Source organism: Streptomyces sp. NPDC048018 (genome assembly GCF_043202995.1).
Classification (GTDB): domain Bacteria; phylum Actinomycetota; class Actinomycetes; order Streptomycetales; family Streptomycetaceae; genus Streptomyces.
The window spans coordinates 995,770-1,008,955 of record NZ_JBIDBK010000001.1; the positions used below are offsets into that span (position 1 = coordinate 995,770).

Here is a 13,186-nt window from a genome sequence, read left to right on the forward strand (position 1 = left end):
TGGCGACCCGGTGCGCTCGGTGGATCAGGCCCGCAGGTAAGTGAGGACGGCCAGGACCCTGCGGTGGGTCTTGTCCGTCGGAGGCAGGTCCAGCTTGGTGAGGATGTTGCCGATGTGCTTGCCGATCGCCGCTTCGGAAACCACCAGCTCCTTGGCGATCGCGCCGTTGGATCTGCCTTCGGCGATCAGTGCCAGCACCTCGCGTTCGCGCGGGGTGAGCTGCTCCAGCGGATCGCGGCGGCGGCGCAGCAACTGGCGTACAACCTCGGGGTCGACCACCGTCCCGCCGTCCGCGACCTTGCGCAGCGCTTCCACAAATTCCTCGACCTGGCCGACTCGGTCCTTGAGGAGATAGCCGACGCCTGTTCCGTCGCCGGAGTCCAGGAGTTCGGCGGCGTACGTCCGCTGCACGTACTGGCTGAGGACCAGGACCGGGAGTGTGGGGCGCTTCTCGCGCAGCCGCACTGCCGCGTGCAGCCCTTCGTCCTGGAGGCCGGGTGGCATGCGTACGTCCGTCACCACGATGTCGGGGGCATGCTCCTCGACAGCGGCGATCAGTGCCTGCGCGTCCCCGACGGCCGACACCACCTCGTGGCCGCAGCGGCTGAGCAGGCCGATGAGCCCTTCCCGCAGCAGCACGCTGTCTTCGGCCAAGACTACGCGGAGCGGTCGGCCGCCTCGGTCAACTCGCAAGGAAACTCCACACGCAACAGAGTCGGTCCACCCGGCGGACTGGTCAGGGCAAGTCTGCCATCGAGGACCGATACCCGGTCCGCGAGACCGGTGAGGCCGCTGCCCGCCGAAGGGTCCGCGCCGCCGCAGCCGTCGTCGCGCACTTCGAGGAACAGACGTCCGTCGCGATGACCGCCGCTCACCTGCGCGCGGTCGGCCCCACTGTGCTTGGCGACGTTGGCCAGTGCCTCGCAGACCACGAAGTACGCCGCGGACTCGACCGCCTCGGTTGGTCGGCCTGGCAGCTCCAGGTCGACGTCGACGGGGACCACGCAGCGGTCGGCGGCGTCGGCGACCGCGGCGTGAAGGCCGTAGTCCGTGAGGGCCTTGGGGTAGATGCCCTGAATGAGCTCGCGCAGTTCCGCGAGCGCCTTGACCGCCTCCTCGTGGGCTCTGGTGAGCTGGTCGGCGAGCGGGCCGGGTGGGGCATCGAGGCGGGCCAGCCCGAGGGCCATCGTCAGGGCTACAAGGCGCTGTTGGGCGCCGTCGTGCAGATCGCGCTCGATACGGCGCCGCTCGGCCTCGAAGGCATTCACCAACCGGGCCCGGGAGCGGGCCAGTTCGACCACCTTGGCGGCGAGCTCGCCCTCGCGGGAGGCGATCAGCAGCCGGGCCAGCTCTGCGCGGGCGCCCGCCGTGGCGCCGAGCACGTATGCGCCCAGGCCCATCAGGAGCAGGCCCAGTACGGCGACGCCGAAAGCGGTCGGCCAGGTGGCGACCGTCCACTCCTTGAGCACCTTCGCCTCGTGGCCGTCGCCGACCGTGGCCATCAGCAGCGGGGTGGCGACCATGGACAGCGGCAAGAGCAGGGCGACCGTGATCGCCAGGGCGTCGACCGGCCACAGCAGCCCGGCGAACAGCAGCGTGTACCCGAGCTCCCGCCATGTCCCCTGTTCGCGTAGCCGGGTGGTCAGCCAGGCCCACAGTCCGGGTGCGGTCGGCACCTGGTGCCGACCGGACACAGGGTTGCGGTCGACGAGGCGCAGCCTGCGCCGCTCCACCCAGGCCACGGGGATCCCGCTGAGGGCGACCACGACGAGCAGGGGCAGCCCCACCAAGACGATGGCGAGCGCACCGCAGACCGCTGCCACCGTCACGATCCCCACCAAGGCGGCGATGCCGGTCGCCGCGCCGGTGAGCAGATACGCGGCGGCGCGCCAGGGCCAGGCCGACAGCAGGAAGCCCGGCCGGGACATGGCCTGCCACACATTCCGAGGGTGCATGTGCATGACCGTAAGCGGCGACACCGGCCCGGTGCCATCGGTCCAGGGTCCCTGTCGGGGGTAGGGCTGGCACTACCCCAAGTCTCGTTCGGGCCGTACTGCGTCACGCGGGGCTTCCGCGGTTTCGTGGAGGAGTCAACGAGCCAAGGAGCAGGTACTGGTGGGGCAACCTATGAGCAACGACGCGGTCCGATTGCGCACTGTGACCCGGCGGTACGACTCGGGCGGTACGTCCGTCACCGCCCTCGACGAGGTATCGCTCGCCTTCCCGAGGGGGACCTTCACCGCCGTGATGGGCCCGTCCGGGTCCGGCAAGTCGACCCTGCTGCAGTGCGCCGCGGGCCTGGACCGGCCCACGTCGGGCTCGGTCACCGTGGGCGACACCGAGCTGACCGGCCTGAGCGAGACCAAGCTGACCCTGCTGCGCCGCGAGCGCATCGGCTTCGTGTTCCAGGCCTTCAACCTGCTGCCGTCGCTGACCGCCGAGCAGAACGTGGCCCTGCCGCTGCGGCTGGCCGGCCGCCGCCCGAAGAAGGCTCAGGTGCGCGAGGTGCTCGAACAGGTCGGACTCGGCGACCGTGCGCAGCACCGCCCGACGGAGATGTCCGGCGGCCAGCAACAGCGGGTTGCCCTGGCCCGCGCCCTGATCACCCGCCCCGAAGTGCTGTTCGGCGACGAGCCGACCGGCGCGCTCGACTCGCAGACCAGCCGTGAGGTGCTGACCCTGCTGCGCGGCATGGTCGACCGGGACGGCCAGACGATCATCATGGTCAGCCACGACCCCGTCGCGGCCTCCTACGCCGACCGCGTCGTCCTCCTCGTCGACGGCCGGGTCAACGGTGAGTTGATCGGCGCCTCCGCCGAGGACATCGCGGCGCGCATGACCACGCTCGAGGCGGCGCCGTGCTGAGCACATCGTTGCGTACCCTGCGCACCCGCTGGGTCACCTTCGTCGGCAGTTTCGTCGCCCTCTCCCTGGGCGTGGCGCTGATCGCCGTGATGGGGCTGGCCCTGGCATCCTCGCTGGACGCTCCCGACCGGGGGCCGGAGCGGTTCGCCGCCGCGCCGGTCGTCGTCAAGGGCCGGGACACCCTTGAGGTGCCCACCTCGATCGGCGACCGCACCCAGAAGCTCGCGCAGCCGCGTGCGGTGCCCCCTGACGCGGTCGCGAAGCTGCGGGGCCTCGGGACCGTCGTCGAGGACCGGTCGTTCGCCGTGCGGGCCGAGGGCGGGCCCGCCGATCTGGTGGGCCACCCCTGGTCCACGGCGGCCTTCGCGCCCTACCACCTCGTTGCGGGACGCGCGCCCAAGGCCGCGGACGAGGTCGTCGTCAGCGGTGACTGGGTGGCCCGTCCGGGCACCGGGGTGCGGACCGACGGCGGCACCGTGCGCGTCGTCGGCACCGTGGCCGGGCTCGGCTTCGAGAACGCCGTGTTCTACACCGACACCCGCGCCGCCGAACTGTCGCCGCGCAGCCTCCAGCTCGTGGTCGACGCCGATGCGGCGGCCGTGCGCGAGGCGGTACGCGGCAGCGAAGGCGTCCAGGTCCTCACCGGCAACGCGCGCCGGTACGCCGACGCCGACCCCGACCGGGACAGCGAGGCCCTCACCGCGATGAACGCCATGTTCGGCACGGCCGGCGGCGTCACCGGGTTCGTGTCGGTGTTCGTGGTGGCCTCGACCTTCGCGTTCGCGGTGGCCCAGCGGCGCCGCGAGTTCGGGCTGCTGCGCACCGCCGGGGCGACTCCGGGACAGATCCGCCGCATGGTCGTCCACGAGGCGCTCGCGGTCGGTGTGCTCGCCTCGGCCGCCGGCTGTGTGCTCGGTTCCTACGGGGCTCCGAAGCTTGCCGAGTGGGCGGTCGACGAGCGCCTTGCGCCCCGCTGGTTCACCATCGGGGACTACACCTGGCCCTACCACATGGCGTTCTGGACGGGCCTGTTCGTGGCCCTGTGCGGGGTGCTGGCCGCGTCTTGGCGGGCCGGGCGCACCGGTCCCACCGAGGCACTGCGCGAGGCGTCCGTCGACACCCGGCCGATGACCTGGGGCCGCCGGCTGTTCGGCGGGGCCCTGCTGATCACCGCCGCGGTGACGCTGGCCCTGGCCCTGGTGACGAACCCGGGCGACCTGCTGCAGCGCAAGACCTATGTGAGCCGGCCGATGCTGCTGATCACCGCGGTCGCGCTGCTCGCGCCGGTGCTGGTGCGGCCTCTGGCCCGGCTGATCGCCTGGCTGCCGGCCCAGCTGCCGGGCGCCGGCGGGATGCTGGTGCGGGAGAACGCCGCCGCCGGGGTGCGCCGCACCGCCTCCGTCGCGGCGCCCGTGCTGGTCACGGTGGCGCTGGCGGGCTCGCTGCTCGGCGCCACCGCCACCCTCGACGAGGCGAAGGCCACCGAGGTGCGCGAGCGGACGGCCGCCGACTTCGTGGTCACTCCGGCGGGCGACGCCGGATTCGACGAGGCGACGCTGCGGCGACTTCGAGCCGTGTCCGGTGCCAAGGTCTCGGCGAGCTCGTCGAGCGCCGTGTACGTCCTGGAGGACGGTGTGGCGCTCATCAGGTCCGATTCCAGGGCCGCCGAGCCGGATGGACTCGCGGCAACGACCCGCCTCCCGCTCGCCGCGGGGAAGGTGGGCGATCTGGACGACGATTCGATCATCGTCAACGAGGAGTGGGAGAAGCACACCGTGGGCGAGCGGGTGGACGTGTGGCTCGGTGACGGCACGAGGAAGTCCCTGGAGATCGCCGCGGTCATGACCATCGGCACCGGCAACAACGGCGTCTACGTCACCCCGCGCAACGCCCCCGCGGCGCCCGTCGACCGGGTCGATGTACGCCTGGCGCACGGTGCCGACGCGGGCACGGTGGCTGCCGGTCTGCGTCAGGCGGTGCGGGCGTCGGGCGGGGAGGTGCTGAACAGGGAAGCCTGGGTGCGGGCGACGTATCCCGAGACCAACAGGACGACCTGGATGGGGTTCTTCCTGGTCCTCGGGATCGCTCTTCTCTACACCGGCATCTCGCTGGCCAACGCGATGGTCATGGCGACCTCCGACCGGGTCCGCGAGCTGGCCGTGCTGCGGCTGGCCGGCGCCACCAGGTGGCAGGTGCTGCGGCTGGTGGGCGCCGAGGCGCTGACGGTGGTCATGGTCGGCGGACTGCTGGGAGCGCTGGTCGCCGGGCTCAACCTGGTGGGCATGTGGAGCGCGCTGGGCGTGCTCTCGGTGTGGACGTCCATCGAGATGCCGTGGGGGACGCTCGCGGCGACCCTGGGTGCCTGCGCGGTGCTCGCGGTGATCTCGGCGGTCGCTCCGGCCGGCCTCTCCCTGCGCCGCAGGGCGGTGGAGCTGGCGGGCGCAAGGGAGTGACCTTCCGCCCCCGGCGCCGGCCTGCCCGGATGCAGACCTCGTGGATCACAGGCCGGAGGACTCTTCGTCGCCCACCAGTACCGGCTTGATCTCGGAGTCGGCGGTGTCGGCGGCGTCGCCGGCGGCGGCGAGCGCCTGGACGAGGGCGACGGCTCGGGGACCGTCAAGTCGTCGAGGACAGCGAGCTCGTCGCCGCGGAACAGGTCGATGCGTGGCCCGGGAGCGCCCCCGCGTCGCCCGCCTCCCCGGCCTGCTGCTCCGTCTCACGCCTCCGGCGGCTCCGGCGGCTCGGGCGCCCTCGGTTCCGCGCGCAGGGCCGGGAGCAGCACCGCGTCCACGAAGGTCCGCATGGCCGAGGCGTCGGCGAAGCGCTCCTCGAAGAGGCGCTCGATGCGCAGCATGCCCATGAAGCAGGGGGCGACGAAGCCGATCGCCGGGTTGTCGGCCGCGATCTCGCCGCGCTCGACGGCGCGCGCCAGCATCGCGTCCAGTGCGGCGACCTCCGGTTCGATGACGGTCTCGCGCAGCGCGGCGCGCAGGTCCGGGTGCTGGATGTAGGCCTGGCTGACCGCTTCCATGAGCTCGGCGTCCCGCTCGCGGTGGGAGGCGGCCATGCGGGCGGCCTCGCGCAGGTCGCCGACGAGGGAGCCGGTGTCGATGCCGGTGAAGACGGCGCAGCGGCTCCGGTCGAGGGCGGCGGTGACCAGCCGGGGCTTGGTGCCCCACTGGCGGTAGAGGGTCGCCTTGCCGCACTTGGTGCGGGCGGCGACGCCCTCCATGGTGACGGAGTCGTAGCCGCCCTCGCGCAGCAGGCAGATGACCGCCTCGAAGAGCTCGGCCTCCCGTTCGGGGGTCAGCTTGCTGCGCCGGGCGGCGGCGGTAGCGGCCTGCGTGGACATCGTTTCCTCCCGGACAGCCCGTACCCCACCGGACCTGTGTCTGCACATACGAGAGTAGGGGGCGCCCAATCGAGACGCAAACGTATCGAGACGCTTGCGTCTCGATGAATAGGCATCTACAGTTCATCCGTTTGCTGTCCGAATTGACGGAAAAAGGGGCCGCGCCATGGCTGCCGGGATACGCGGGATACGAAGCACTCGTCCTGCAGGACCGGGGGCGACGGCTACCCCCAGACCGCCGCTCCTCCGCGAGCTGCTGCTGGTCACCGCGCTCTTCCTCGTCTACAAGTTCGGCCGGCTCTTCGCCAACGGTCACGAGACCCGCGCCTTCCGCAACGCCGGTCGCGTGTGGGACGCCGAGCGTGCCGTGCACCTGCCCGGCGAGGGCGCGATCCAGGCGCTGCTGCTGCACGGCGACGGCCTGATACGCGCCGCGAACACGTACTACGCCGCCGTGCACTTCCCGGCCACGATCGCCTTCCTCGCCTGGCTCTACTGGCGCCGCCCCGCGCACTACGTCTGGTCGCGCCGGGTCCTCACCCTGCTCACCGCCGTCGCGCTCGCGCTGCACCTGCTGATGCCGCTCGCGCCGCCCCGGATGCTGGCCGCCTCCGGCCTGATCGACACGGCCCGGGTCTACGGCCCTTCCGTGTACGGCAGGACGCCCGAGACGGACTCGATGGCGAACCAGTTCGCGGCGATGCCCTCGCTGCACTTCGGCTGGGCGCTGATGCTCGCCATCGGCCTGATCATGGCGACCCGGTCCCGCTGGCGCCTGCTGTGGCTGCTGCACCCGCTGCTCACGCTGCTGGTCATCGTCGGCACCGCCAACCACTACTGGTTCGACGCGCTGGCCGCCGCCGTCCTCCTCGCGCTCGCCCTCCTCGTCGTACCGGCGCCGCAGCACCGCCGGCACGACGGCGACCCCGATCCCTCCAGGCCGCTCGCGCCGCTCACCCCGGCCACCGCCGCCGCGACCGCCGGAGCCCTGCGATGAGCGCCGCCGCCGGGACCGTCGTCGCGGTCCTCCTCTCCCTCCTCTCCGCCGCCGGGTACGCCCTCGCCGCGGTCGCCCAGTCGCGGCTCGCGTCCACCTCCACCGGCGGGCGCGGCGCCCTGCGCCGTCTGCTCGGCCGCCCGCAGTGGTGGTGGGCGGTGGGCCTCAACGCCGCCGGCGCACTCGCCCACGTCGCCGCCCTGCACTACGGGCCGCTCACCCTCGTCCAGCCGCTCGGCGCGCTGACCCTGGTCGCGGCCCTGCCGATCGGCGCCTACGGGGCACGGCGGCGGGTCACCCGGGCCGAGTGGCGCGGGGCGCTGTGGACCCTGGCGGGCCTCGTCGGACTCGTCGCGGTGACCGGCCCGGTCGAGCCCGACGAGGCCCTGAACCTGCGCGAGGCCCTCGTCGTGACGGCCGTGACGCTGCTCCTCATCGGGCTGCTCGCACACCGGTCGCGGGCCCGGACGGGGACCGCGGCGCGAGGTCGGGGCCTCGGTCACGCGACCGCCTCCGGCATGGCCTCCGGGGTGGGCTCGGCGCTGACCCAGACCCTGACCGCCGCGCTCGCCCGCGATCTGCCCGGCGGGCCCTCGGGCTGGTGGCAGACGGCCGTGCTGGCCGTCCTCATCGCCGCCTTCGCGGTGGGCGGCCTGCTGCTCTCCCAGGCCGCCTACCGGGGCGGCCTCGCCGCGCCGCTCGCGGTGGTCAACCTCTCGAACCCGGCCGCCGCCGCCGTCATCGGCGTGGCCCTCCTCGGCGAGACCTTCCGGGCCGGAGCCTGGGGCTGGGCGGTCGCCGCGGGGGCCTCGCTGGTCGCGGCGCGCGGGGTGGTGCTGCTGACCACCGGGCTGGGGACGGAGGCGGCCGCCGGCGAGGCGGGCCCGGCGGAGGCGGGCTCCGTGGACGGGGCCGCTCAGGTCGCGGTGACCGACATCGTGGTGACGGAGATTCCGGCCCCCGCGACCGGCTCCCCGTCCCCCGTACCGGACTCCCCGCCCCTCGCGGTGGGAGCGTCGCCGGCCGTCCCGGAACCCGTACCCGTACGAGACGGGGCGGGCGTGCCGTACGCCGGCCTGAGCTTCCCGGACGGGCTGGGCGTCCCGGACCCGCTGCCGGAGCCGGCCCGCTGATCCGCGTCGACCCGGCGGGCCGCGCCCGCCCTCACGTCATGCGGGGCCTCACCCCGCCCCGCGCAACGCGGAAGCCGCGGCCGGTGCCGGCCGCGGCTTCCGCGCAGGTCCACCCGATCGCCCCGCGTCAGTAGTCGATGCGGTCCGACTTGGCCAGCCACGCGTCGAAGGGCGCCGTGCGGTTCGACAGCTCCACGCGCTCGACCGGCATCGGCCACAGCGACGAGTCCTTCTTGTCGAACAGGTCGTAGAAGCGGCGGTCGTCGAAGCCGGCCACCGCGGCGTCGTCACGGTCGGCGGCGAAGATGACCCGGTCGACCCGCGCCCAGAGCGCCGAGGACAGACACATCGGACACGGCTCGCACGAGGTGACCAGGACGCAGCCTTCGAGCGAGAAGGTGTTCAGCTCCTGGCAGGCCGCGCGGATGGCGCTGACCTCGGCGTGCGCCGTCGGGTCCAGGTTCGTGGTCACCTTGTTGTTGCCGAGCGCGACGATCTCACCGTCCTTGGCGATCAGGGCACCGAAGGGGCCGCCGCCGTTCGCGACACTGTCGGTGGCCAGCTGGATCGCCCTTTCCAACCAGGCGCGCTCGGACTCCTCGACGCTGACTTCCTGGGTGTGCGTAGTCACGGTGACTCCTTCTGGAGAGGGTGGGGATGGGGTGGGGCGGCGCAGGTACCGGCGGCGGCACCGGCTGGGGATCCGCGGGGTCGGCCCGCGACGACGTGTTCCGGAGTGACCGGGTGGAGGGGGTCAGATGGGCGGTGTCGCTGTTGCCGCGCGCGGCCGGGGGCCGGGGGCAGGAAGGAGGGAGCCGGCGTGGCCGACGCACGCCGGGGCGGAAAACACGGGTGCGCCGGGGACGAGCCCGGCGACCGGTGTCTTCGTGAGGACGCGGGCACGGGCAGGGGGCAGGAGGGCGTCGGCGCGGGCCGCCGCGGTGCTGCGCGGCAGGGCGTTCCCGGCCGGGGGAACGCAGGGTGTCTCAGCCATGCCCTCCTCCCTCCGTCCGGCGCCGTTTCCGCGTTGTCACAGCTTGCTTCGTCCCGTTGCAACCTGTGCGAGGAGTACACCTCCGACCGGGTGGGGTGAGCTAGGAGCGGAAGACATGAAAGCGCCCGCAGGCTGAAACTCGCTCTTTGGAGACTTCTACAAGAGCGGGCTCTGGCCTGCGGATTCGATCAGCTTCCCCCTGGCCTCCGAGAAGGCGTTCCTCGCCGATCACCGCAGCTCGGACCCCGCAGAGCAGCACGGGCGGCCGTACGGAGCCGGGCCGAGCGCCTCCCGGGTCGTGCGCCGCCCCGTCCGCAGCGGGCCATGCGGCGACGCTCCGTCCGCGGCCGGCCATGCGGGGCCGCCCCGTCCGCGGCCGGCCATGCGCGGCCTCCCCTTCCGCCACGCCCCGTGCGGGGGCCGCTCCGTCCGCACACCTCCCGGCCCCGCCCCCGCCCGAACACCACTCCCGGGGAGCCCTTGGCACCGGCCCCCGCCTCGACACGCCCGCGCCCCGCGCCTTGGCACCGGCCCCTGCCTCGGCACCCCCGCGCCCCGCGGCCGCGCCCCTCGCCCCCCAGCGCCCTCGCCCCCAGCGCCCCCGCCCCGCGTCCGGAAAGCGACTTCCCCTCCCGGGTGAAGGCGGCCGGAAAGCGACGGGAGGACGACAGACGGGTGTGCCGGCCGCACTATGCTCGCCCGGCCAGGACCTCCCGCCACGTCTCCCACGAAGGGATCCCCATGCCGCTCCAGGTCTCCCCCGCCTCCCTCACGGACTGGGCGCTCGTGCGCGAGTGGGCCGCCGCGGAGGGCTGGAACCCCGGGGCGGCCGACGCGGTGGCGTTCTTCGCCCAGGACCCCGAGGGCTTCTTCCTGGGGCGGATCGACGGCGAGCCGGTCTCCGCGATCTCGGTCGTCAACTACAGCGACACCTACGCCTTCCTGGGGTTCTATCTCGTACGCCCGGATCTCCGCGGCCATGGGCACGGCCTCGCCACCTGGCGGGCCGCGCTCGCCCACGCCGGCGGCCGGACGGTCGGGCTCGACGGGGTGCCGGACCAACAGGACAACTACCGCCGCTCGGGCTTCGCGCTCGCGTATCGTTCCGCCCGCTATGTCGGTGAAGTCCCGCTTCCCGACCGGCCCGTGACCGGGGTGGTGCCCGCGGAACGCGTGGATCCGGCCGTCCTCGCCGCCTACGACAACGCCTGTCATCCGGCCGACCGGCCCCGCTTCCTCACCCCCTGGCTCACCACGCCGGGCCACCGGGCCCTGGTCCGCGTCACGGACGGACGCCCGACCGGCTACGGGGTCGTCCGTCCTGCCGAGTCCGAGGCCCGCATCGGCCCGCTCTTCGCCGACACGCCCGCCGACGCGGCCGCCCTTCTCGACGCCCTCGCCGCCGAGGCCCGCGCCTTCGGCGCGCGGCGGATCGCCGTCGACATGCCCTCGGCCAACCCGGCAGCCGCGCGGCTCGCCGAGGCCCGCGGGCTGGAACCCACCTTCGAGACGGCCCGCATGTACACGGGACCGGTCCGCCCCGTCGCGCAGCAGCGCGTCTTCGGCGTGACGACCCTCGAACTGGGCTGATCAGCCCCCTTACCCGCGCCCCGACGGCCGGGCGGCGGTCCGGCGGCGCCCGCCGGGGACCGTCCCTCCCCACCCCTGCCCCGCCCCCGGCTCACCCCTCCCCACCCCCTCCCCCTCCCACCCCCGAGGGGGGACAAGGGTTTTCCCCGTATCCGGTTCACTTCGGCGTTCCCTACTGTCTGCCGCACCGGCAGATCGATCCCCGCCACCTCCTGTCAGGTGCATGAGAACTCATGGGGATGTCCGCCGGTGGCGGCCTTGACCCGGGCCGTCGCGCCGGTGGCGGCGCACGGGCCCCCACGCCCAGGGAACGACGGATCGCGACCCCACTTCGCCCCGACGGTTCCCGCGCCGCCGCCACTGCTCCACCCACGTCGTAGTCGAAAGGGCCCACCTTGAACGGTTCCAGGCGGAGAGTCATATCCGTGGTGGTCGCGAGCGCCGCGATCCTCGGTGCCGCAGCCACCACCTCCGGGGCGTTCGCCGCCGTCCCGGCCGCGCCCTCCCCGAAGCCGGCCCCGGCTTCTCAGGCGATGACCGCGCTTCCCAGCGCTCCGGTCGAGAAGGTCATCGTCACCTACAAGTCCTCGTCCGCCGAGGCCGGCTCCAACGCCGCCGCGAAGAGCGACGCCGCCGACAAGGCCGTGAAGACCGGCGAGAAGCTCTCCTTCGAGCGCCGCCTGGCCGGCGGTGCCGCGCTGGTGAACCTGGGCGGTTCCGCGGACCGGCAGGACGTCGCCGAGGTCATGGCCGCCTTCAAGGCCGACCCGCAGGTCGCCTCGGTCGAGCCGGACATCCGCGCCTACGCGATGGCCGTGACCCCGAACGACACCGACTACGCCAAGCAGTGGGACCTCTTCGAGCCCACCGGCGGCATGAACGTTCCCACCGCCTGGGACAAGACGACCGGCTCCGGCGTCACCGTCGCCGTCATCGACACCGGCTACGCCGCCCACACGGACGTGGCGGGCAACGTCGTCTCCGGCTACGACTTCATCTCCACCTCCGCCGACGCCCGCGACGGCAACGGCCGTGACGCGGACGCCAAGGACGAGGGCGACTGGAACGCCACCGACGGCGAGTGCGGCACCGGTTCCAAGGCGTCGAACTCCTCCTGGCACGGCACCCACGTGGCCGGCACCATCGCCGCCGTCACGAACAACACCAAGGGCATCGCGGGCATCGCGTACAACGCGAAGATCCAGCCCGTGCGCGTGCTCGGCAAGTGCGGTGGCTCGTCCGCCGACATCGCCGACGCGATCACCTGGGCCTCCGGCGGCACCGTGCCGGGCGTCCCGGCCAACCCGACCCCGGCCAAGGTCATCAACCTGAGCCTGGGCGGCGCCAGCGCCTCCTGCCCGAGCGTCTACCAGAACGCGATCAACGGCGCCGTCTCGCGCGGTACCACCGTCGTCGTCGCCGCGGGCAACAGCAACGCCAACGCGTCCGGCTTCACGCCCGCGAACTGCTCGAACGTCATCACCGTGGCGTCGACCAGCCGCGAGGGCAACCGGTCGTACTACTCCAACTACGGCACCATCGTCGACGTCGCGGCCCCCGGCGGCGAGACCCGTCGCTCGACCGACACCCCCGGCACCGTCACCACGCCCGAGAACGGCATCTACTCCACGCTGAACTCCGGCACCACCGTCCAGTCGACCGAGACGTACAAGCCCTACCAGGGCACCTCGATGGCGGCCCCGCACATCGCCGGTCTCGCCGCGCTGCTGAAGTCGGCCAAGTCGACCCTGACCCCGGCCGACATCGAGTCCGCGATCAAGACGAACGCCCGCCCGCTGCCCGGCACCTGCACCGGCGGCTGCGGCACCGGCATCGCGGACGCCGCCAAGACGGTGGACGCGGTCACCGGCACGACCCCGCCGACCGGGAACGTCTTCACGAACGCGACCGACGTGACCATCGCGGACAACACCACCGTGAGCTCCTCGATCCCCGTCACCGGCCTCGCCGGCAACGCCCCCGCCACCCTCAAGGTCGGCGTGGACATCAAGCACACCTGGCGCGGGGACCTGGTCATCGACCTGATCGCCCCCGACGGCACGGTGCGCAACCTGAAGGCCTCCTCCTCGTCCGACAGCGCCGACAACGTCCTCACCACCTACACGGTGGACGCGTCGAGCGAACTCGCCAACGGCACCTGGAAGCTCCAGGTCCGCGATGTGGCCTCGGGTGACACCGGCTACATCGACTCGTGGAGCCTGACCTTCTGACCGACTGCCGATTCACTTTCGAAT

General features: G+C 73.1%; 10 protein-coding genes. 6 read left to right on the forward strand and 4 right to left on the reverse strand.

Translation table 11 applies throughout. The features are described from left to right. Nucleotides 1-24: 24 nt before the first annotated feature. A complete protein-coding gene (locus ACGF1Z_RS04495) occupies nt 25-693 on the reverse strand; it encodes a response regulator (RefSeq protein ID WP_392999775.1) in 669 nt (222 codons plus the stop codon). Next, nucleotides 657-1,928 carry a sensor histidine kinase gene (locus ACGF1Z_RS04500; protein WP_393000316.1) on the reverse strand — a complete coding sequence of 424 codons (1,272 nt, stop codon included), beginning with the start codon at nt 1,926-1,928 and terminating at the stop codon, nt 657-659. The genes ACGF1Z_RS04495 and ACGF1Z_RS04500 overlap by 37 nt, the downstream gene beginning before the upstream one ends. Before the next feature lie 199 nt (nt 1,929-2,127). Between ACGF1Z_RS04500 and ACGF1Z_RS04505 the strand changes: the two genes are divergently transcribed. Both ACGF1Z_RS04505 and ACGF1Z_RS04510 read left to right on the forward strand, forming a co-directional pair. Further along, nucleotides 2,128-2,865 carry an ABC transporter ATP-binding protein gene (locus ACGF1Z_RS04505; protein WP_392999777.1) on the forward strand — a complete coding sequence of 246 codons (738 nt, stop codon included), beginning with the start codon at nt 2,128-2,130 and terminating at the stop codon, nt 2,863-2,865. Continuing rightward, a complete protein-coding gene (locus ACGF1Z_RS04510) occupies nt 2,859-5,318 on the forward strand; it encodes an FtsX-like permease family protein (protein ID WP_392999779.1) in 2,460 nt (819 codons plus the stop codon). Before ACGF1Z_RS04505 ends, ACGF1Z_RS04510 begins: the two co-directional genes overlap by 7 nt. Nucleotides 5,319-5,581: 263 nt before the next feature. Here ACGF1Z_RS04510 and ACGF1Z_RS04515 read toward each other — a convergent pair whose 3' ends face one another. After that, entirely contained in the window at nt 5,582-6,217 is a 636-nt protein-coding gene (locus ACGF1Z_RS04515) for a TetR/AcrR family transcriptional regulator C-terminal ligand-binding domain-containing protein (RefSeq protein ID WP_392999781.1), read from the reverse strand. 166 nt (nt 6,218-6,383) lie between these two features. Here ACGF1Z_RS04515 and ACGF1Z_RS04520 point away from each other — a divergent pair, with 166 nt between their 5' ends. Both ACGF1Z_RS04520 and ACGF1Z_RS04525 read left to right on the forward strand, forming a co-directional pair. After that, complete coding sequence (locus ACGF1Z_RS04520) at nt 6,384-7,214, forward strand: phosphatase PAP2 family protein (protein WP_392999783.1); 831 nt, start codon at nt 6,384-6,386, stop codon at nt 7,212-7,214. Further along, nucleotides 7,211-8,347, forward strand: coding sequence for a DMT family transporter (locus ACGF1Z_RS04525; RefSeq protein WP_392999785.1), 1,137 nt, complete (start codon nt 7,211-7,213; stop codon nt 8,345-8,347). The genes ACGF1Z_RS04520 and ACGF1Z_RS04525 overlap by 4 nt, the downstream gene beginning before the upstream one ends. A gap of 127 nt (nt 8,348-8,474) precedes the next feature. Here ACGF1Z_RS04525 and ACGF1Z_RS04530 read toward each other — a convergent pair whose 3' ends face one another. Further along, complete coding sequence (locus tag ACGF1Z_RS04530) at nt 8,475-8,978, reverse strand: nucleoside deaminase (protein ID WP_392999787.1); 504 nt, start codon at nt 8,976-8,978, stop codon at nt 8,475-8,477. A gap of 1,104 nt (nt 8,979-10,082) precedes the next feature. Here ACGF1Z_RS04530 and ACGF1Z_RS04535 point away from each other — a divergent pair. Beyond that, complete coding sequence (locus tag ACGF1Z_RS04535; protein ID WP_392999789.1) at nt 10,083-10,931, forward strand: GNAT family N-acetyltransferase; 849 nt, start codon at nt 10,083-10,085, stop codon at nt 10,929-10,931. Between the two features lie 533 nt (nt 10,932-11,464). Further along, complete coding sequence (locus tag ACGF1Z_RS04540; protein WP_393000318.1) at nt 11,465-13,162, forward strand: S8 family serine peptidase; 1,698 nt, start codon at nt 11,465-11,467, stop codon at nt 13,160-13,162. Nucleotides 13,163-13,186 lie beyond the last annotated feature (24 nt).

Bases quoted from the DNA above. Each gene is read 5' to 3' on its own strand.
- ACGF1Z_RS04500 (WP_393000316.1), bottom strand. From the start codon at position 1,928: ATGTCCCGGCCGGGCTTCCTGCTGTCGGCCTGGCCCTGGCGCGCCGCC.
- ACGF1Z_RS04505 (WP_392999777.1), top strand. From the start codon at position 2,128: ATGAGCAACGACGCGGTCCGATTGCGCACTGTGACCCGGCGGTACGAC.
- ACGF1Z_RS04515 (WP_392999781.1), bottom strand. From the start codon at position 6,217: ATGTCCACGCAGGCCGCTACCGCCGCCGCCCGGCGCAGCAAGCTGACC.
- ACGF1Z_RS04520 (WP_392999783.1), top strand. From the start codon at position 6,384: ATGGCTGCCGGGATACGCGGGATACGAAGCACTCGTCCTGCAGGACCG.
- ACGF1Z_RS04525 (WP_392999785.1), top strand. From the start codon at position 7,211: ATGAGCGCCGCCGCCGGGACCGTCGTCGCGGTCCTCCTCTCCCTCCTC.
- ACGF1Z_RS04535 (WP_392999789.1), top strand. From the start codon at position 10,083: ATGCCGCTCCAGGTCTCCCCCGCCTCCCTCACGGACTGGGCGCTCGTG.
- ACGF1Z_RS04540 (WP_393000318.1), top strand. From the start codon at position 11,465: ATGACCGCGCTTCCCAGCGCTCCGGTCGAGAAGGTCATCGTCACCTAC.